Origin of the sequence: Bradyrhizobium sp. BR 10261 (genome assembly GCF_019455395.1) — a bacterium.
GTDB lineage: Bacteria > Pseudomonadota > Alphaproteobacteria > Rhizobiales > Xanthobacteraceae > Bradyrhizobium > Bradyrhizobium manausense.
In genome coordinates this window covers 103,522-122,044 of the sequence record NZ_JACOFQ010000016.1, presented here as the reverse complement: position 1 = coordinate 122,044, position 18,523 = coordinate 103,522, and the positions used below count along the sequence as shown (strand labels likewise).

The 18,523-nt window shown below is 64.9% G+C and carries 19 protein-coding genes, 1 tRNA gene and 1 riboswitch; of the genes, 8 read left to right on the top strand and 12 right to left on the bottom strand.

From position 1 onward, the window contains the following. Both HYH07_RS20145 and HYH07_RS20140 read right to left on the bottom strand, forming a co-directional pair. A complete protein-coding gene (locus HYH07_RS20145; RefSeq protein WP_220004128.1) occupies positions 1 to 513 on the bottom strand; it encodes a GNAT family N-acetyltransferase in 513 nt (170 codons plus the stop codon). Then, entirely contained in the window at positions 513 to 1,094 is a 582-nt protein-coding gene (locus HYH07_RS20140; protein WP_220004127.1) for a helix-turn-helix domain-containing protein, read from the bottom strand. The genes HYH07_RS20145 and HYH07_RS20140 overlap by 1 nt, the downstream gene beginning before the upstream one ends. Positions 1,095 to 1,269: 175 nt before the next feature. Between HYH07_RS20140 and HYH07_RS20135 the strand changes: the two genes are divergently transcribed. Then, complete coding sequence (locus tag HYH07_RS20135) at positions 1,270 to 2,265, top strand: alpha/beta fold hydrolase (RefSeq protein WP_220004126.1); 996 nt, start codon at positions 1,270 to 1,272, stop codon at positions 2,263 to 2,265. Positions 2,266 to 2,275: 10 nt separating this feature from the next. Here HYH07_RS20135 and HYH07_RS20130 read toward each other — a convergent pair. Continuing rightward, positions 2,276 to 2,349: transfer RNA gene (locus tag HYH07_RS20130), tRNA-Gly, on the bottom strand. Positions 2,350 to 2,525: 176 nt separating this feature from the next. On the opposite strand from HYH07_RS20130, the gene HYH07_RS20125 reads away from it, so the two are divergent. The 5 genes from HYH07_RS20125 (at position 2,526) to HYH07_RS20105 (ending at position 5,639) form a co-directional block, all read left to right on the top strand. Next, positions 2,526 to 3,104: a methylated-DNA--[protein]-cysteine S-methyltransferase gene (locus HYH07_RS20125; protein ID WP_220004125.1), complete on the top strand. Its 579-nt coding sequence runs from the start codon at positions 2,526 to 2,528 to the stop codon at positions 3,102 to 3,104. Positions 3,105 to 3,198: 94 nt separating this feature from the next. Beyond that, positions 3,199 to 4,038, top strand: coding sequence for a helix-turn-helix transcriptional regulator (locus tag HYH07_RS20120; protein ID WP_220004124.1), 840 nt, complete (start codon positions 3,199 to 3,201; stop codon positions 4,036 to 4,038). A 55-nt stretch (positions 4,039 to 4,093) separates the two neighbouring features. Next, on the top strand, positions 4,094 to 4,453 hold the full coding sequence (locus tag HYH07_RS20115; RefSeq protein WP_220004123.1) for a VOC family protein: 360 nt from the start codon (positions 4,094 to 4,096) through the stop codon (positions 4,451 to 4,453). Between the two features lie 126 nt (positions 4,454 to 4,579). Beyond that, the gene (locus HYH07_RS20110) at positions 4,580 to 4,969 is read left to right on the top strand and encodes an SRPBCC family protein (RefSeq protein ID WP_220004122.1); all 390 of its coding nucleotides are present in this window, start codon (positions 4,580 to 4,582) and stop codon (positions 4,967 to 4,969) included. Between the two features lie 196 nt (positions 4,970 to 5,165). Further along, on the top strand, positions 5,166 to 5,639 hold the full coding sequence (locus HYH07_RS20105; RefSeq protein ID WP_220004121.1) for a hypothetical protein: 474 nt from the start codon (positions 5,166 to 5,168) through the stop codon (positions 5,637 to 5,639). Here the strand turns inward: HYH07_RS20105 and HYH07_RS20100 are convergent. The 3 genes from HYH07_RS20100 to HYH07_RS20090 all read right to left on the bottom strand — a co-directional run bounded on the left by HYH07_RS20100 (position 5,636) and on the right by HYH07_RS20090 (position 9,629). Further along, positions 5,636 to 7,078 (bottom strand): MATE family efflux transporter, encoded by a 1,443-nt coding sequence (locus HYH07_RS20100; protein WP_220004120.1) that lies wholly within the window; start codon positions 7,076 to 7,078, stop codon positions 5,636 to 5,638. The two genes, HYH07_RS20105 and HYH07_RS20100, sit on opposite strands and share 4 nt — an antisense overlap. A gap of 166 nt (positions 7,079 to 7,244) precedes the next feature. After that, the gene (locus tag HYH07_RS20095; protein ID WP_220004119.1) at positions 7,245 to 8,294 is read right to left on the bottom strand and encodes a hypothetical protein; all 1,050 of its coding nucleotides are present in this window, start codon (positions 8,292 to 8,294) and stop codon (positions 7,245 to 7,247) included. A 198-nt stretch (positions 8,295 to 8,492) separates the two neighbouring features. Beyond that, a complete protein-coding gene (locus tag HYH07_RS20090) occupies positions 8,493 to 9,629 on the bottom strand; it encodes a 2'-deoxycytidine 5'-triphosphate deaminase (protein ID WP_409363902.1) in 1,137 nt (378 codons plus the stop codon). Between the two features lie 80 nt (positions 9,630 to 9,709). After that, positions 9,710 to 9,789, top strand: a riboswitch (SAM riboswitch). A gap of 73 nt (positions 9,790 to 9,862) precedes the next feature. On the opposite strand from HYH07_RS20090, the gene HYH07_RS20085 reads away from it, so the two are divergent. Continuing rightward, on the top strand, positions 9,863 to 11,050 hold the full coding sequence (locus HYH07_RS20085) for an O-succinylhomoserine sulfhydrylase (RefSeq protein WP_057745218.1): 1,188 nt from the start codon (positions 9,863 to 9,865) through the stop codon (positions 11,048 to 11,050). A 142-nt stretch (positions 11,051 to 11,192) separates the two neighbouring features. On the opposite strand, the gene HYH07_RS20080 is transcribed toward HYH07_RS20085, so the two are convergent. Genes HYH07_RS20080 through HYH07_RS20070 form a run of 3 tightly spaced genes read right to left on the bottom strand, consistent with a single transcriptional unit; the run spans position 11,193 to position 14,257 of the window. Further along, a complete protein-coding gene (locus HYH07_RS20080; protein WP_220004117.1) occupies positions 11,193 to 12,194 on the bottom strand; it encodes an SGNH/GDSL hydrolase family protein in 1,002 nt (333 codons plus the stop codon). 12 nt (positions 12,195 to 12,206) lie between these two features. Continuing rightward, positions 12,207 to 12,986: an SGNH/GDSL hydrolase family protein gene (locus HYH07_RS20075; protein ID WP_220004116.1), complete on the bottom strand. Its 780-nt coding sequence runs from the start codon at positions 12,984 to 12,986 to the stop codon at positions 12,207 to 12,209. Next, entirely contained in the window at positions 12,986 to 14,257 is a 1,272-nt protein-coding gene (locus HYH07_RS20070) for an OpgC domain-containing protein (protein WP_220004115.1), read from the bottom strand. The genes HYH07_RS20075 and HYH07_RS20070 overlap by 1 nt, the downstream gene beginning before the upstream one ends. A gap of 181 nt (positions 14,258 to 14,438) precedes the next feature. Here HYH07_RS20070 and apaG point away from each other — a divergent pair, with 181 nt between their 5' ends. Continuing rightward, on the top strand, positions 14,439 to 14,831 hold the full coding sequence (gene apaG / locus HYH07_RS20065) for a Co2+/Mg2+ efflux protein ApaG (RefSeq protein ID WP_057745205.1): 393 nt from the start codon (positions 14,439 to 14,441) through the stop codon (positions 14,829 to 14,831). A 133-nt stretch (positions 14,832 to 14,964) separates the two neighbouring features. On the opposite strand, the gene HYH07_RS20060 is transcribed toward apaG, so the two are convergent. The 3 genes from HYH07_RS20060 to HYH07_RS20050 form a co-directional block, all read right to left on the bottom strand. Next, entirely contained in the window at positions 14,965 to 15,984 is a 1,020-nt protein-coding gene (locus HYH07_RS20060; RefSeq protein WP_220004114.1) for an Hsp33 family molecular chaperone, read from the bottom strand. Positions 15,985 to 16,146: 162 nt separating this feature from the next. Next, positions 16,147 to 17,070: an ornithine carbamoyltransferase gene (gene argF, locus HYH07_RS20055; protein ID WP_220004113.1), complete on the bottom strand. Its 924-nt coding sequence runs from the start codon at positions 17,068 to 17,070 to the stop codon at positions 16,147 to 16,149. Then, positions 17,070 to 18,272: an aspartate aminotransferase family protein gene (locus tag HYH07_RS20050; protein WP_220004177.1), complete on the bottom strand. Its 1,203-nt coding sequence runs from the start codon at positions 18,270 to 18,272 to the stop codon at positions 17,070 to 17,072. The genes argF and HYH07_RS20050 overlap by 1 nt, the downstream gene beginning before the upstream one ends. Positions 18,273 to 18,523: the final 251 nt, after the last annotated feature.

Here is an 18,523-nt window from a genome sequence, read left to right as displayed (position 1 = left end):
TCATGGCCTCACGTCAGTTGCAAGCGTCTTCTGCATGAAGACGAGATCGAGCCAGCGGCCGAACTTGCAGCCGACCTCCGGCATGCGGGCCACCTCGACAAAGCCGAGCGAGGCGTGCAGGCCGATCGAGCCGGCATTGAGGGCCTCGATTCCGGCGATCATGGCATGCTTGTTCATCGCCGTAGCGCGCTCGATCAGCGCGGCCAGCAGGCTGCGGCCGATGCCGGCGCGATGATGGCGCTCGTCGACATAGACCGAATTCTCGACCGTATGGCGATAGCCGGGGAACGGACGGAAATCGCCGAACGAGGCGAAACCGACGACATCCCTGCCCTTCATCGCGACCAGCACGGGATAGCCCGCCTGCTGCCTTGCGCGGATCCATTCGCGCCGCGAAGAGAGATCGGCCGGCCCGTCGGTCCAGACCGCCGTGGTGTTGATCGCGGCGAAATTATAGATGACGAGGATATCCGCGGCATCCTCCAGCGTGGCGTCCCGTATGATCAGCGGCATCACATTTTCCCGTAAGATGTGCCGCGCCTGGTGATGATGACGTAGCGGGCATCCTGCTTGGTTTCGTTCTCGAAGGTCACCGCGCGCATGACGTCGAAGTCGAGGCAGTCGCCTTCGCGCAGGCGCACCGTCTTGGCGTCGATATGCACGCAGACCGCGCCCTCCAGCATCAAGAGCTGCTGGGTGAAGGCGTTGCGGCCCCAGGGGCTGTAGGGCACCCGCGCGCCGGCCGGCATGTCGACGACGATGATCTCGATGCCGCTCGCCGCATCGACCGGCGAGGCATGTCGGCGCCGGTAGCCGCTATCGGGATCGCGCCATTGCGGCTGGTCGGCGAGGCGCGTCAGCCGCTCCGGCGGCTTCTCCGAGAGCGCAACGACGTCGCTGAGCGAGACGTCGAGCGCCGCGCAGAGCTTGTTGAGCAGCGCCGCCGTCGCGCTGCTCTGCGCCCGCTCCACCCGCCCGATCATGGCCCGGCTGACGCCGGATCGGCTGGCGAGCTCGTTCAACGTCATCCCTGCCTGCATCCTCAGAGTCTTCAAGCGGCGACCGATCGCGCGATCGAGTTTTTGCTGGTCCATGGCCCTCCGATCCGAACATCGCCCCGGCACAGGGACCGCATCCGCCGGACTGGGGAGAGCTTAGAGCGGAGGAGCGGGGCGTGCCGCGAGCGAGAGGCTAATATATTGGAATCTTTGCGCGCTGGGCAGTAACGTTTAGGATGCACCAACAACCATGCAGCGGGGAGGCGATGACATGAGCGGACCGACGCAGCGGATCATCAAGGCCAACGGCATCAACCTCAACATCGCCGAACAGGGCGAGGGTCCGCTGGTGCTGCTCTGCCACGGCTTTCCGGAAAGCTGGTACTCGTGGCGCCACCAGCTCGAGGCGCTGGCGGCGGCCGGCTACCACGCCGTCGCGCCCGACATGCGCGGCTACGGCAAGAGCGACAAGCCCGAGGCGATCGACCAGTACTCGATCTTCCACATGATCGGCGATCTCGTCGGCGTGCTCGATGCGTTCGCGGCAAAGAGCGCCATCATCGTCGGCCATGACTGGGGCGCCGGGATCGCCTGGCACGCGGCGCGGCTGCGCCCCGACCGCTTTCGCGCCGCGGCCATTCTCAGCGTGCCGTATCGCCCGCGCAGCGAGGTGCGCCCGACCAGCGTGATGCCGCAGACCGAGGAAGCCCAGTTCTATCAACTCTACTTTCAGCAGCCCGGCGTCGCCGAAGCGGAGTTCGAGGCTGATACGCGCAAGACGCTTGCGGCGATGCTGTTCGGCGGCTCTGGCGAGGGCGTCACCGCCATTCGCGCCATGGCGGCCGCGAGCGGACAGACGTCAAAAGGAGTCGGCATGGTCTCGCGCAAGGACGGCATGCTGCCGAAAGTGCCGGTGCCGGTGCCGTCATGGCTGAGCGCCGCCGACCTCGACTATTACGCCGCCGAATTCGCCGGCAGCGGTTTTCGCGGGCCGCTCAACTACTACCGCAACATCGACCGCAACTGGGAGCTGATGGGCGCGTTCGAGGGCGTGAAGGTCACGGTGCCCACGCTGTTCATCGCCGGCGACCTCGACATGGTGATCGCCTTCCCCGGGGCGGCCGAGCATCTCGCCAACATGAAGCAATGGGTGCCAGAGCTGCGCGAGATCAAGATGCTGCCGGGCTGCGGACACTGGACGCAGCAGGAGCGGCCCGCCGAAGTGAACGCCGCCATCGTGGAGTTTTTGCGCGGCCTGCCGGGCTGAGGAGGCTTGATGGAGCGGGCGAAGGGAATCGAACCCTCGTATGCAGCTTGGGAAGCTGCCGTTCTACCATTGAACTACGCCCGCCGATGCGCGTGTCCGGCGCCCATCCTGATTAGCCGAGACAGTGTCCGGCGCCAAGCGGTTTGGCGCGTCAGGCCGGACAGTTGTTAATGTCCTGGCAAGATTCCAGGTGCGCCGAATTGTGGCAGTGTTATGATGGCCGTATCGGGGGAGCAGCGTGCACTGGGTGGGGCGTGTGCATGGTGGGGCGTGCCTACACAATATTCGACACGGCGATCGGGCGCTGCGGCATCATCTGGAGCAGCACCGGCGTGGTCGCCGTGCAATTGCCCGAGGCACGGGAGATCGACACCCGCCGCCGGATTTTCCAGGTCCACCCTGAAGCGCGCGAGCAGATCGCGCCTGTTAACACCGAGCTCGCCATCGAGGGTATCGTGGGCCTGCTGCAGGGCAGCGACCCCGATTTTTCCGACGTCAGCTTAGATGCCGGCGGCGTGCCGGCCTTCAACCGGCGGGTCTACGAATACACCTGCACCATCCCGCCGGGGGAGACGCGCACCTATCACGAGATCGCCAAGGCGCTGGGCGCCTCCGGCGCGGCGCATTCGGTGGCTCAGGCGATCGCCAAAAATCCCTACATGATCATCGTGCCTTGCCACCGGGTGCTGGAAACGGGCGGCTATGCCGACCGGATTTCGCCTTATGGCGGGGTGATCTCCAAGCGGCGCCTGCTGGCGCTCGAAGGCGCGCACCCGATCGCCAGCAAGACGCTGTTCGAGGTGCTGCTGCCCGTTGCCCCGCCACGTTCACCCAGCTAAGGCGCGATCCAGATCGCACCTTAGCTTATTTTTCTGGGCATGATCTTGTCGGAAAACCGCTTACACTTTTCCGGATCATGCCTAGATAGCTGGCATGGATGCGACCACGCTGCTGACGTCTCAGTCGATGACCGTCTGCGAGTTTCGCTGCGACGCGGGACCCGGCGACACGCCGTTTGCAGAGTGCCGTACCGGTCATTCCATCGCCTATGTCCGCGCGGGCAGCTTTGGCTGCCATTGCCGCGCGGGCTTCTTCGAGCTGGTGGCGGGCTCGCTGTTGGTCGGCGCGCCCGGCGAGGAATACACCTGCACGCATGAACATGTCTGCGGCGACGTCTGCCTCGGTTTCTTCTTCAGCGAGAATCTCGTCGATGCCCTCGGCGGGCGGCGCGAGACCTGGCAGGTCGGCGCGACACCGCCGCTGCCCGAGCTGATGGTGCTGGGCGAGCTGGCCCAGACGGCGGCAGATGGCAACAGCGATTTGGGCCTCGACGAGGTCGGCCAGATTCTCGCCGGCCGCTTTGTCGATGTCGTCTCCGGCAAGCCGCGCAAGCGGGTCACGCCGACGGCGCGCGACCGCCGCCGTGCGGTCGAGGCCGCGTTGTGGATCGACGCCAATTCGCATGCCGCGATCGATCTGGAACAGGCCGCGCGCCTGGCGGACTTGAGCCCGTTCCATTTCCTGAGGCTGTTCTCCACCGTGCTCGGCGTGACCCCGCATCAATATCTGGTGCGCTCGCGGCTGCGGCACGCGGCGCGCCTGCTCGCGGACGATGACATTGCCGTCACGGACATCGCCTATGACGTCGGCTTCGGCGACCTCTCCAACTTCGTCCGCACCTTTCACCGCGCCGCCGGCCTGTCGCCGACCAGGTTCCGCCAGGCTTCGAAGGGGATGCGCAAGATTCTCCAAGAGCGGCTTACCCTCAACTGAATAGGCTCGTCTCCGGTGCGCGCCACGGGCAGCGCGCTTTGCGATGGAGATGATCATGTACGACCATATCGGATTGCGCGTTGCCGACCTCGACGCCGCCACGCGGTTCTACACCGCGGCACTGGCGCCGCTCGGTTACGTGCTGTGCTCGAGCGGCGACGGCTATGCCGGCTTCGGGCCGAAGGGCGAGCCGGCGCTGTGGCTGCACCTGAACAAGGGCCGCAAGGCCGACGGCGCGCATATCGCGTTTCGCGCCAACGACCATGACGCCGTGAAGGCGTTTCACCGTGAAGGGCTGAAAAGCGGCGGCCGTGACAATGGCGGCGCGGGCTCGCGCAAGGATTACAGCCCGACCTATTACGCTGCGTTCTTGATCGATCCCGATGGCAATAATGTCGAGGCGGTTTGTACGTGAGATGCGACGAGACGCGCCACGAACGCGGTCATTCCGGGATGGTGCGTAGCACCAGACCCGGAATCTCGAGATTCCGGGTTCGCGCTCTGCGCGCCCCGGAATGACTCCAACGAAATGGAAACTCCCATGGCCTCCATCCACAACGACGTCTCCCTCCCCGCCCCGGCCCGCGACGTCTGGGACGCGGTGCGCGATTTCGGCGCGCTGCCTCAGCGGCTGGTGCCGGGCTTCGTCACCGCATGCCAGCTCGACGGCGATACGCGCATTGTCACCTTCGCCAACGGCTCGGTTGCGCGCGAAGTGCTGGTCGATCGCGACGATATCAGGCAGCGGCTGGTGTACGCGATCAGCAGCGAGCGGCTGAAGCATTACAGCGCCTCGGTGCAGGTGATCGCCGACGGCGAGGCAAGCTGCCGCCTGATCTGGACCATCGACATGCTGCCGAACGAGCTTGCAGCTTACGTGCAGGAGCAGACCAAGCTGGCTGTCGCCGCCATGCACAAGGCCTTCCCGTAGTTTTTATTTACGCATGATCTCCGCGCAAACGCGTTCCGCGTTTGTCGCGCGGGAAAACCGCTGCACACTTTTCCGGATCATGCGCGTGCAGCGTGATCCTTCTCACAGAGCCCGCCCCTCATCGGCCGTAACCATGGCTGCGTGCGTCCTGACGGCCTCGCTCTCCCGGCGGCGCCACGCACGCGAGGAGCATGCCATGAGAGGTGCGGACAAGGTGATCTGCCAGGCAGCTGCCGTGCTGCTGCTGTTTTCGATTTCGAGCGCGCCGGCGAAGGCGCAATTCGCAGGCCTCGGCGGTGCCGGTGGCGGGGACATGATGACCCAGATGGCGCCGATGCTGGAGATGATGAAGGCGAAGATGGGCAAGCGCCGCTTCGCCATGCTGATGCAGACCATGGGCCCGATGATGAGCCGCATGATGGAGAACGGTGGCGGTGGCCTTGGCGGAATGATGGGCGGCGGCATGGGCGGCCTCGCCGGCGGCAATCTCGGCGGCGGCTTCGGCGCACCCAATTACGGCGCCGGCTATGCACCGATGGGCGGCATGGGCGGCGGCGATATCATGGGCATGCTCGGCGGCGCCGGCGCCGGCGACATGATGGCGATGATCCCGCAACTGATGCGGCTCGCCAATGTCGGCGGCGGCCACCGCCGCCACAGGCATCGTTAGTCAGCAACCGACAGCACAGGCGCGACGGCGAGTTTCGCGTCTCGCGGCCCCCAGCGCGTCAGCACCACGCTGGAGCACGAGAGCACGCCGAGCACAACCATCGAGCTCGCGGCGAGCCAGAATAAGCTTTGCGCGGTAGCGTCATGCGTCGACAGCCACCAGCCGATGCTCGCGATGTAGATCAGCCGGGCGGTCTGCGCCAGCACAGGACCGATCACCTTGGCTGCACCTTGCGAGGAGAAATACATCGTCGTTGCAAGGCCGAAGAACGCGTAGAACGGCCCGACCGTCGAGAGATATTGATGGCTCGCCGCGCGCACGGCCGCGCTATCGGTGAAGATGTTGACCCAGAGATCGGGGAAGATCGCAACGAGGCATGCTGGCGCGCCGACGGCCACGAAGGCGGCGGCACCGGCGGTCCAGGCGATGCGGCGCGCCCGCGCGATGCGGCCCGCCCCGATCGCCATTCCGACCATGGGCACGCAGGCGATACCGAACGAGAACGCGATCGAGGTCAGCAGGAATTCGAGCCGCGCGCCGATGCCGTAGCCGGCGAGGATCGCGGTGCCGAATTTGGCCAGCATGTGGGTGAAGATCGAGATCGTCAGCACCGATTGCAGCGGCGAGAAGCAGGCGATGGCGCCGACCTTGAGGATGTCGAAGAACATCACCCATTGGATGCGCAAGCCGCGGAGTTTTGGAACGACGCGAGCGCGGCCGGAGAACAGGTACCAGCCCATCACGCAGATATTCATGGAGTAGGCGATCAGCGCGCCGGCGGCGACGCCGCGCATGCCGAGTTGCGGAAACGGTCCGAGCCCGAGGCCCAGCGTGCCGCCGAGCACGATCTGCCAGACCGCAGAGTTGAGGATGAGAAACGACGGCAAACGCATATTGCCGGTGCCGCGCAGCACGCCCGCCATGGTGTTGAGCAGCCAGGGCAGCACGGCACCGCCGAAGAACACCTGGGTGTAGGCGATCGCATGCGTCAGCACATTGCCGCGGCCGCCGAGCATCGTCAGCACCTGAGGGCCGAAGATCAGCATGCCGAGCATGAAGACGAGGCCGAAGGTGATGCCGATCAGCAGCGCATGCGCAGCCAGCGTCCCGGCACGCTCGCGGTCGCCGGCGCCGAGCGCGCGTGCGATGGCGGAGGCCACGGCGCCGCCCATGGCGCCGCCCGACATGGTCATGGTCAGGATCACTGTCGGAAACACCAGCGCCATCGCGGCCAGCGCCTCGACGCCGAGCCGGCCGATATAGGAGGTCTCGGCGATCACCGTGCAGGTGCCGGCGGACAGCGCGACAACGTTCGGCCAGGCGAGGGAGAGCAGCGTGCGCAGGATCGGCCCGTCGGTCAGCGCGCCCCGTATCGGGCGCGCGGGCGACGGTCGCGGACGTTCCTGCTCATCGACCGGGATCTCGGCGACCTCAGTCATTTCCTCTCCCGGACAAATGCGCCATTCGCGGCCTGGCAATGCTTAGGTGCATCAATCATTCGCTCGCGCGAAAGGCGCGGCTGCGCACTTGTTAGCACGCTGGTTGCCGATTCCTCCTGCGTCAGGTGCAGGCGTGCCCTGCGGCAGCGCATTTCAAGCGGCGGAATTAACCGATCGTCCAGACCAGCGGCGGGCGGCCGCCAGCGCTGGGGCGCAGGTGTACGCCGATGTGCCGGCCGCATCCGGCGGCGAGTCCCTCGAGCAATCCCTCCAGCACCTTGGCGCAGGCGCCGTGATAATCAGTGACACCGTCCATCAGCTTCCAGCTCTGCTGGCGGATTTCGAATGTGGCTTCGGATTGCGTGGTCTCGGCCGCATCGTCCTGCGCGGCGAACAGCGCGCTCAGGAAGGACGCGAACGCGCTCGCGCCGCCGCGGCGCATCGCCAGCGGCGCCGCGATCTCGTCGAAAAACTGCATGCCGATCAGCTTACCGGTGATGCGCAGGAGATAGCCGGCATCTTCCGGCCCGAATAGTTGCACCATCACCGGCGCGGCGGTGCGCACATATTCCATGGCGTAGTTGCGATAGGCCTTTTCCAGCCGCGGCCTTGGCCAGCTCGCGAGGGGGAGCGCCGGCGCGGTCTTCGCATCGAACAGCGGGGCCTCCAGATGCCGCGCGTAGACGAGGCGTTGATCCGGTTCGAGCGGATGGTCGTATTGATGGTAGTAGCCTTCGAGCCCGTCCTGGCCGTCGACGCTCTGTTTGGTGCAGACGAAGCCCAGCCTGAGATCGCCGAGTGCGACGCCGTTGTTGGCGTGCCAGCCGCGCAGCATCGCGCGGCTCACCTCGCCCGGCACGCCGCAGATTGCCGCGCCTTTCCAGATCCAGCGCGGCGGCGGATAGCGGATCCAGGCCTTGGTGTCGCTCTCATACATGTATTCGACATGCACGCCGCCGATCCAGTTGGAGAGATAGTGATATTGTGCCGCCGCCACCGCCGGCGGCAGATGATCGATCCCGAGCTTCTTCAGCCCGGGCAGGAAGCGCTCCTGCTGCTGGCGACGGAACACGCGGAAGACGAATTCGGCGGCGTCGGCCGTGCCGCGACGCGTGACCACGGTGAGGATGAGGCCGGTGAAGTAGGCGTGATAGAGATCGGCGACCGCACGCCAGCGCTTCCATTGCGCTGCTTGCGCGGCGTCTGCGGCGGTCATGCTTCGCTCCCGATCGTGGTTTTGATCGAGTGTGTCATCGCAGATGGAGCGGCGCAACCAACCACACATTCGCTGTCATCGCCCGGCGAAGACCGGGCAATCCAGTATTCCAGAGACTGATGTGATTGAATCGAGAAGCCGCGGCGTACTGGATTCCCCGCCTGCGCGGGGAATGACAGCGGGGTATGAGGCTAGCAGCTACACCCGGAAATGCTTGCTCAGCTTCAACCCCTGCGCCTGGTAGTTGGAGCCGATGCGCTGGCCGTACATGGCGTCGGGGCGGGACAGCATCTTCTCGTAGACGAGGCGGCCGACGATCTGGCCGTGCTCGAGGATGAACGGAACCTCGCGCGAGCGCACTTCCAGCACGGCGCGCGCTCCTAGCCCGCCGGCACCGGCATAGCCGAAGCCTGGATCGAAGAAGCCGGCATAGTGCACGCGGAATTCGCCGACCAGCGGATCGAACGGCACCATCTCCGCCGCGTAATCGGGCGGCACTTGCACGGCTTCCTTGGAGGCGAGGATGTAGAACTCGCCGGGATCGAGGATCAGGCTGCCGTCGGGACGGGCCGAGATCGGCTCCCAGAAATCTTCCACCGCATAGCCGGAGCGACGATCGACATCCACCACGCCGGTGTGGCGCTTGGCGCGATAGCCGACGAAGCCATTGCCCTTCTCCCCGGAGAGATCGACCGAGACGGCGACGCCGCCGGTGAGGTCGGCATCGTCGATGTCGACGAGGCGTTCAGTGGCATGGAGCGCATCGAGCGCATCGGCATTGAGGATGGCGTCACCAGTGCGGAAGCGCACTTGGCTTAGGCGCGAGCCTTCGCGGACCAGCACCGGAAACGTCTTCGGGCTGATCTCGGCATAGAGCGGGCCGTGATAGCCGGCGCCGATCATATCGAAGCGGCGCGTGCCGTCGGCGATCACGCGGGTGAAGACGTCGAGCCGGCCGGTCGAGCTTTTCGGATTGGCCGCCGCGACGATCTCCGGCGGTAGCGCCAGGCTCTCCAGCAGCGGCACGATATAGACGCAGTTGGTTTCCAGCACTGCACCGTCGGAGAGGCTGAACTCGTGCAGCTTCAACTGGTCGATGCGCTCGGCGACGGTGGCGCCGGGACCGGGCAGGAAACTGGCGCGGACGCGATAGGCGATATCGCCGAGACGCAAATCGAGGCTCGCCGGCTGAATCTGGCTTTCGACGAAATCATAGGCGGGCAGGATGAGGCCCGCTTCCGCCATCGCCGCGATCATGCGGTCGGGCAGGATACCATTGGCGTCGGCGGCAACCGTGAACGTCAACCGGGGGTCCTCGTCTGGGGTCGCGTACATCCGGACTTGCGGGATATACGAGCCTTTTACGGCTATCCGATGGACGCCTTGACGGAAAGGGCATTGCGGAATATGAGCATCACTTATCCCGTGGTGATTTGAGCCGGCCGGCTTGCAGCCACGTTAAATAAGTCGCTAAACAGGCCGGGGACCTCTGTGATCCCGGCCCGTGGAGATATCCAGGCCGGTTTTTTTATGACCGTCTCGACAAGACGGTCATATCGGAGGGTCCTATGTCGAAGTCGCCTGCCTCTTACCGCCCCGAAACCCGCCTGGTCCATTCCGGCACCCTGCGCTCGCAATATGGCGAGACGTCGGAGGCGCTGTTTTTGACCCAGGGCTATGTCTACAACAGCGCCGAGGAGTGCGAGGCGCGGTTCAAGGGCGAGGACCCCGGCTTCATCTATTCGCGTTACTCGAATCCGACGATCGCGATGTTCGAGCGCCGTATGATCGAGCTCGAAGGCGCCGAAGCGGCACGCTCGGCGGCGACAGGCATGGCCGCGGTGACGACGGCGATCCTCGCGCCGCTCAAGGCCGGCGACCATGTCGTGGCCTCGCGCGCGCTGTTCGGCTCGTGCCTCTACGTCATTCAGGATCTGCTTCCTCGCTACGGCATAGAGACCACGCTGGTCGATGGCGCCAATCTCGACCAATGGCAGCGCGCGGTGAAGCCGAACACCAAGACGTTCTTCCTGGAGAGCCCGACCAATCCGACGCTCGACGTGCTCGACATTCCCTCGATCGCCGAGATCGCCCACAAGGGCGGCGCGCGGCTCGTGGTCGACAACGTGTTCGCGACGCCGATCTGGCAGAGCCCGCTCGCGTTAGGCGCCGACGTCGTCGTCTACTCCGCGACCAAGCACATCGACGGCCAGGGCCGGTGCCTTGGCGGCATCATCCTGTCCTCGGAAGCCTTCATCGCCGAGCACATCCACAATTTCATGCGCCAGACCGGCCCGTCGATCTCGCCCTTCAACGCCTGGGTGCTGCTCAAGGGCCTGGAGACGCTAGGTGTGCGCGTGCGCGCGCAGACCGATACGGCAGCGCGCATCGCCGATGTGCTGGCGAGCCATCCCAAGATCGCGCGGCTGGTCTATCCCGGCCGCGAGGACCATCCGCAGGCGGCTCTGGTGAAGAAGCAGATGCGCGGCGGCTCGACGCTGGTCGGCTTCGAGGTCAAGGGCGGCAAGGCGGCTGCATTCCGCGTGCTCAACGAGCTCAAGCTCGCGAAGATCTCGAACAATCTCGGCGATGCCAAGAGCCTCGTCACGCATCCGGCGACGACGACACATCAGCGGCTGAAGCCGGAAGATCGTGCCGCGCTCGGCATCAGCGAGGGATTCATCCGCTTCTCGGCCGGGCTCGAGCATGCGGATGATCTGATCGAGGATCTGACCGCGGCGCTGGAGAAGGCGTGAGGTGATCGCGAAATCGTAGGGTGGGTCAGCCCCGCGGATTGCGCGAAGCGCAAACCGCGCGGCGTAACCCACCAACCTCGTTCGGCATTCGCGGAAGCATGGTGGGTTACGGCTTCGCCTGACCCACCCTACGGCAGCGGAGTTACATCGGCCGGTAGGTCCGCACGTCCGCGGGCACGTTCACCCCGATCTTGATCTGGCCGACCGAGTGGATGATGTCGTCGCCGAGCAGCTGGGCGAAGCAGGCATAGCCCCAATCGTTCATGTGCAGGCCGTCGGCGATGACGAAACTCTCGACCGGAAGCGCCTGCTTCTCGTGCCAGTCGCGCATCACCTCGAAGCGCGGGAAGATGCCGACGTGACGAAGCTCGGCGACCTTGCCGAGCAGCTTCACCATCTTGCTTGCGCTCTCGGGACGCTCGGTGACCCTGGGCGAATACTGCGGGTCGACCAGCACGATATCGGAATTGCCCGCAGCCTGGATGCGAGTGATGCCGTCCTCGACCATCTTGGCGGTGTCGCCGGGATCGAGATTGCGCAGCACGGCGTTGGTGCCGACCTGCCAGATCACGAGATCCGGATGCACGTCGATCACCTCCTTCTGGAGGCGCTTCATCATCTCGGGCGCGTCCTCGCCGCCGACGCCGGCATTGATGACGGTGATGTCAGCGGTCGGATATTGCCGGCGCAGCTGCGCAGCGAGACGGTTCGGATAGTTGAAGTCGGGCGAGCTCGCGCCATAGCCCGCCGTCGACGACGAGCCGAACGCGACGATGACGACGGGTTGGCCCGCGACGAGCTTGCCCGCGACATGCGGCAGCGAGCCCATCGTCTTGGCGCCGCCCTTCGGCGGCAGGCAGGGGACGCGGCTGAAAATATCGCCGGCGGATTTTGCGACCTGCTTCACCTTGTCGATGGCGCGCGAGGTGAGGCCGCGCTGATCGGTGGGCTGCTGGGCCGTCGTCGCAACCGTGGTCTGCGACGACGGGGTGGGCGCTGGGTTAGCGGCCTGCTGCGGCGCGGCAGTCGCCTGGGCGGCCTGAGCTCGGGCAGGTGCCTGCAGCACAGGCATCAGCATCAGCAGCGTCGCCACTGCGGGCGCGGACAACCATGTCGACAGGCCAAAAGGGCGGAAAGAACTCATTAACGCTAGACCTCAATTCTGCTGCTCGGTCGGCCCCAGATGGGCAGCATCGATCACGAACTGCGCCAACGCCCGGCCAAGGCAATCATGGACCTGCTTCGCCAGCTCAGGGCCGCGCGAGGCGCTGAACAGGTCGAACTGCCCCTGATCATTCCACTGCCGCATGATCGCGAAACGATCGAACAGCGGAATATCATGCTCCTGCGCCACCACCCGCATATTGTCGAGATAAGGCGGTGCCGAGATCATGGATTCGGTGCGCGGGCTGTATTGCAAATTCATCAAGACGACGTCGGCCCCTGCATGTTGCAGCGCAGCGACCCCATCGGTCACGGCGCCGCGAAAGTCATCGGGATCGATCGATCGGATAGCATCCACCGTCCCGGTCTGCCAGATGACCAAAGTAGGTGTTTTTGCTTCCATCAGCTTAACGAAGGTTCCGGCGGTCTCCTCCGCCGTCTTCTTGCTCTGTAGTTCTACGGATACGTGCACGGTCTCCGAAGGGGGCAGTTTCTCTTTCAAGACCGCCTCCATCCGTGCCGGATAGGAGCTGCTTTCCGAAAATGGGATCGTCGTCGACCGGCTTCCGACCACGAGGATCTCAAGCGGTTTGCCCGCCTTGACGGCGTCGGCGACCTTGGGGAGCTGGCTCTCGGTGGCGAGCAGATAAGGCGGCACTTCACAGGCTGCAGGGATCGCGGGCGTCGCAGGCGCAGCCTCGTCTGCGCGCGCCGAAGGCGCGGTGAGGTACCCGCATAGCAGGATCAGGCTCAGGATAACCTTCGCCTTCATCAGCCCCCTCCCGCCAGATCGGCGTTGCCGACGGCGTTTTTGGTTTTCGCACCGCTCTTGTCAGCTACGCGCTTGTACCACGAAATCACCCAGGCCATCGCCCACATGACCAGAATTCCTGAGAGACTAATCAGCGCATGCATGGCGGGTCCACCGGAGACCTCGGCCAGGATGAAATGGCCGGCAAAGGCGAGGAAGACGCCGAGACAGAAGATCTCCAGCGAGTGCTGGCCGCACACGATCAGCGGCCGCAACCATTGCGATTTCAGGCCCGGCCATTCCCGCGGCAGGAAGCGCACGGTGAGCGCGGCCAGCGCCAGGAAATGCGTGAAGCGCAGCACGTCGAGATCGGTCTTGTCGATCGGATACATCCACTGCTCGATCCGCTTCGGCATGAAGTGCGAAAGCTGCGGGACGTACCAGGTCAGCGTCACGTAGAACGCCGCAACGAGATAGGCGATCGAGATCCACAGCGTCACGGGCGAAGCCAGAATGCGCGACATGCGTCGCGCACCTCCGAGCGCGCACCATGCGCCGAACACGAACAGCAACTGCCAGGCAAAGGGATTGAACGCCCAGAAACCGTTCGGATAGGCGGAGAAGTACAGATCGAACTGCCAGGTCGCCGCGTAAAGCAGCGCCGAGAGCGCGAGCGTGACATCGGGCCGCCATTTCATCGACCACAGGATCAACGGCAGCGCGAGCATCAGGACGATATAGAGCGGCAGCACGTCCATGTTGACGGGACGGAAGCGCAAGAGAAGCGCCTGCACGATGGTGATGTCGGGCTGCTTGAGAAAATCCATGATGCCCATCTCTTCGGTGTAGAGCGGGTTCTCGAAGCTGGTCGCGACGTAGGAGATTTCGGCGAGGAAGATCGTGAACAGGAAGACGTGGGCGACATAGATTTGCCAGACCCGCCGCAGGACGCGCGCCGTGGCGATGACGACACCGCTCTCCAGCATCGCGCGGCCGTAGACGAAGGCTGCGGTGTAGCCCGAGATGAAGATGAAGATCTCGGTGGCGTCGCTGAAGCCGTAATTGCGTATCGTGAACCAGGTCAGCAGATTGGGCGGCAGATGGTCGATGAAGATCAGCCACAGCGCGAGGCCGCGGAACAGATCGAGCCTGAGCTCGCGCTCGCCGATGGCAGGCAGCGTGATGGCCGGCGCGGCGACGCGCGGCTTCGCGTCGACCGGTTTGGCCTCCGCGGGCTTGGCGCCTGCGGTTCCCGCGATCGTCGATCCCGTCACTTGATCGGCAATGGTCATGGGGGCCCAAAAACCCTTCCGCAAATCGCGACGTTTCAGGAGTGTACCGGTCCGGTCGCCGCCTCGCAAAGCGGCCGGATCACATCTGGGGTGTACTTCTTCGTGAATTCGGGCGGGACGATGTCGCCAAGGCCGCCTGCGGCGTTTGGTTCCTGGCCGGGTTTTCGTTATGATGCCAGCCATGTACCGCGCCGTGACCCGCCAGATCGAAGTGACCGTCGAGCCGAACTTTGTTCCGGAACAGTCCTCGGCCGACCGCTCGCGGTATTTTTGGTCCTACACCATCGTGATCACCAATTCGGGCGACGAGACCGTGCAGCTCAAGACGCGGCACTGGATCATCACCGATGCCACCGGGCGGCAGCAGGAGGTCAAGGGCGAGGGCGTGATCGGCGAGCAGCCCGTGCTCGCCCCCGGCGAACGCTTCGAATACACCTCGGGCGTGCCACTCTCCACCGCCTCCGGCTTCATGACCGGCCGCTACCTGATGGTCAGCGAAACCGGCGAGCGCTTCGAGATCGACGTGCCGACGTTCTCGCTGGACAGCCCTGACAACAAGCGGGTGTTGAATTAGAGGCGGGTGACCGTGCCGGTAGGTGAGAGTGCCGTAGGGTGGATTAGCCGAAGGCGTAATCCACCACTGGCTGTTTCCGCAGAGACAAAAGAGGTGGATTACCCTTCGCTAATCCACCCTACAATGCTGGCGCCTACGCGTCCTCGACGCCCGCTTCATCCGGCGTGAATTCGTACACCGAGCTACAGAACTCGCAGGTCACGACGACCTTGTCGTCCTTGACCATGGCGCTGCGATCGTCAGGCGAGAAGCTCTTCAGCATGGACGCGACCGCGTTGCGCGAGCAGGAGCATTGCGCTTTCAGGACCAGCGGGTTGAACACGCGCACGCCGCGCTCGTGGAAGAGGCGGTAGAGCAGCCGCTCACCGGAGAGATCGGGATCGATCAACTCGACGTCCTCGACTGTCTCGATCAGCGAGCGCGCCTCGACCCAGGCATCGTCTTCGGCGACGCTGTGAGCCTCAAGGCCCTCGGGCGCATCGCCGGGATGCAGATCGGCCTGCCGCGCGCGCTCCGGCGCCTTTGGCAAAAATTGCATCAGCATGCCGCCGGCGCGCCAGCGGTGCTTGCCGCCGTCGCTCGAGCGCCACTCCTCGCCGACCGCAAGGCGCACGCGCGTCGGGATCTGCTCGGAGCGCAGGAAATATTCGTGGGCGGCGTCTTCCAGGCTGCCGCCGTCGAGCGCGACCAGGCCCTGGTAACGGCTCATATCGGGCCCCTGGTCGATGGTCATGGCGAGATGACCGCGGCCGAGCAGCGTGCCGGAATTCATTCCAGCGTTCTTGGCATCACCGAGGCGCTCGGCATCGAAGCGCGCATAGGCGCGCAGGCGATCGGGCGCCTGATAGTCGACCACCAGGAACGACACCGGCCCGTCGGTCTGGGCCTGCAGGATGAAGCGGCCCTCGAATTTGAGCGCCGAGCCGAGCAGCGTCGTCAGCACGATGGCTTCGCCGAGCAACTTGCCGACCGGTGCGGGATAATCATGCTTGGTCAGGATGTCGTCGAGCGCCGGGCCAAGCCGCACCAGACGGCCGCGCACATCGAGCGCATCGACCTCGTAGGGCAGCACGGCGTCATCGACGGGAACTGCGGAAGGCGCGCGAACCGGGCTTTCGGGCCTGGTTTTCATGTCGGGGGATTGGGAAACCATGGCGCTTTATCTGGGGTCGGAGGGCGGAAATGGAAGCCCCCCGCATTCCGTGCTCAGAATGGCGGGCGGCGTAGCCCGGATGGAGCGCAGCGCAATCCGGGGAAGCCTTTCCGCGTTAAGAACCCCGGATTTCGCTGCGCTCCATCCGGGCTACAAGTGAGCCTACTTCACCGCGTCAAAACACCAGGCCAGAATGCCCTTCTGCGCGTGCAGGCGGTTTTCGGCCTCGTCGAACACGACTGACTGCGGGCCGTCGATCACCTCGTCGGTCACCTCCTCGCCGCGATGGGCGGGCAGGCAGTGCATGAACAGCGCATCGGGTTTGGCCAGCGACATCAGCTTGGCATTGACCTGGTAGGGCTTGAGCACGTTGTGACGGTGCTCGCCCTCCTTGTCGCCCATCGACACCCAGGTGTCGGTGACAACGCAATCTGCGCCCTTCACGGCGGCCTCGGGATCGGTGCCGAGCACGATCGGCGCGTCCGTCGCCTTGATCCAGTCGCGCATCACCTTCTTCGGGGCAAGCTCCGGCGGCGTTGCGACGTTGAGCTTGAACTTGAAGCGTTCGGCGGCATGCGCCCAGGACGCCAGCACGTTGTTGTCGTCGCCGGTCCAGGCCACGGTGCGGCCCTCGATCGGGCCGCGATGCTCCTCATAGGTCATGAGGTCGGCCATCACCTGACACGGATGCGAACGCCGCGTCAGGCCATTGATCACAGGAACGGTGGCATTCGCCGCGAGCTCCAGCAGCGCCTCATGGTTGAGGATGCGGATCATGATGGCGTCGACATAGCGCGACAGCACGCGCGCGGTATCGGCAATGGTCTCGCCGCGGCCGAGCTGCATCTCGGCACCGGTGAGCATGATGGGCTCGCCGCCGAGCTGGCGCATGGCGACGTCGAACGAGACGCGCGTGCGGGTCGACGGACGCTCGAAGATCATGGCCAGCGTCTTGCCCTCGAGCGGACGCACCGGCTGATGCGCCTTCTGCTTCGCCTTCATGGCGGAGGAGGCCGCGAGCATGCTCTTGAGCTCCGACAGCGGCAGCTCGTTGATATCGAGGAAGTGCTTGGGTGCCTTGCTCATCAGCTTGCCGCCCGCTTGTTGCCTGACAGCGCCGTGCAGGCGCGTTCGAGCCTGACGATGCTGTCCTCGATTTCCGCCTCGGTGACGATCAAGGGCGGCAGGAAGCGCACGACATTGTCGCCGGCGCCGACGGTGAGCAGCTTCTCGTTGCGCAAGGCTGCGACCAGATCACCCGATGGCACCACGGCCTTGATGCCGATCAAGAGCCCCTCGCCGCGGATTTCGCTGACGATATCGGGGTGACGGTCGATCACGGAGGCGAGCTTCTGCTTGAGCAGCAGCGACATCTTCTGCACGTGGTCGAAGAAGCCGGGCTTGAGCATGACGTCGAGCACGGCGTTCGCGGCCGCGATCGCCAGCGGATTGCCGCCGAAGGTCGAGCCGTGCGAGCCGGGGCCCATGCCGGCGGCCGCATCTGCAGTCGCCAGGATCGCACCGATCGGAAAACCGCCGCCGAGCGCTTTCGCCAGCGACATCACGTCGGGTGTGACGCCGGTGCGGCGATGGGCGAAGAGATCGCCGGTGCGGCCCATGCCGGTCTGCACCTCGTCGAAGGCCAGCAGCAAGCCTTTCTCGTCGCAGAGCTGGCGGAGCGCCTTGAGGAAGGCTGATGTCGCCGGACGCACACCGCCCTCGCCCTGGATCGGCTCGATCAGGATGCCGGCGGTATGTGGACCGATCGCCTTCTTCACGGCCTCGATGTCGCCATGCGGGACCTGGTCGAAGCCGTCCATCGGCGGACCGAAGCCTTCGAGATATTTTGCCGATCCCGTCGCGGCCAGCGTCGCGAGCGTGCGGCCGTGGAAGGCGCCCTCGAAGGTGATGATGCGATAGCGCTCCGGATGGCCCTTGGAGAAGTGATGATGGCGGACCAGCTTGATCACGCCCTCCAGCGCCTCGGCGCCGGAATTACAGAAGAACACGAAGTCGGCAAAGCTCTCATTGCAAAGACGCGCAGCGAGCTTCTCGCCGTCAGGGCTCTGGAACAGGTTCGACATGTGCCAGAGTTTCGTGGCCTGCTCCTGCAGCGCCTTGACCAGCGCCGGATGGGCATGGCCGAGTGCATTGACCGCAACGCCCGAGGTGAAATCGAGATAGCGATCGCCATTGGTTGCGATCAACCAGACGCCTTCACCGCGCTCAAAACCGATATCGGCCCTGGCGAAAACGGGGAGCAAATGCGGCGCGGCGCTGTTGGTCATGACGATCTCTTTGGTGGTCATCAGGATGTTTCGGACGGCCTGAACACGCATGGCGCAGCGCGTCATTTGGCCCGGAAAACGAAACGTGCCGCCTTTTAAGGGCGGCACGCGCGACTATCTTATGCTTGGCAATACGGGTGTCAATGCCGCCCGGAAAGCCTCGCGAAACGCTGAATCCGTAGTCTTGCGGTGGCGATTTTGCGGGATTTTCGCCACGGAACATGTGGACGCGAGTCGGCGGACTCTTGCGC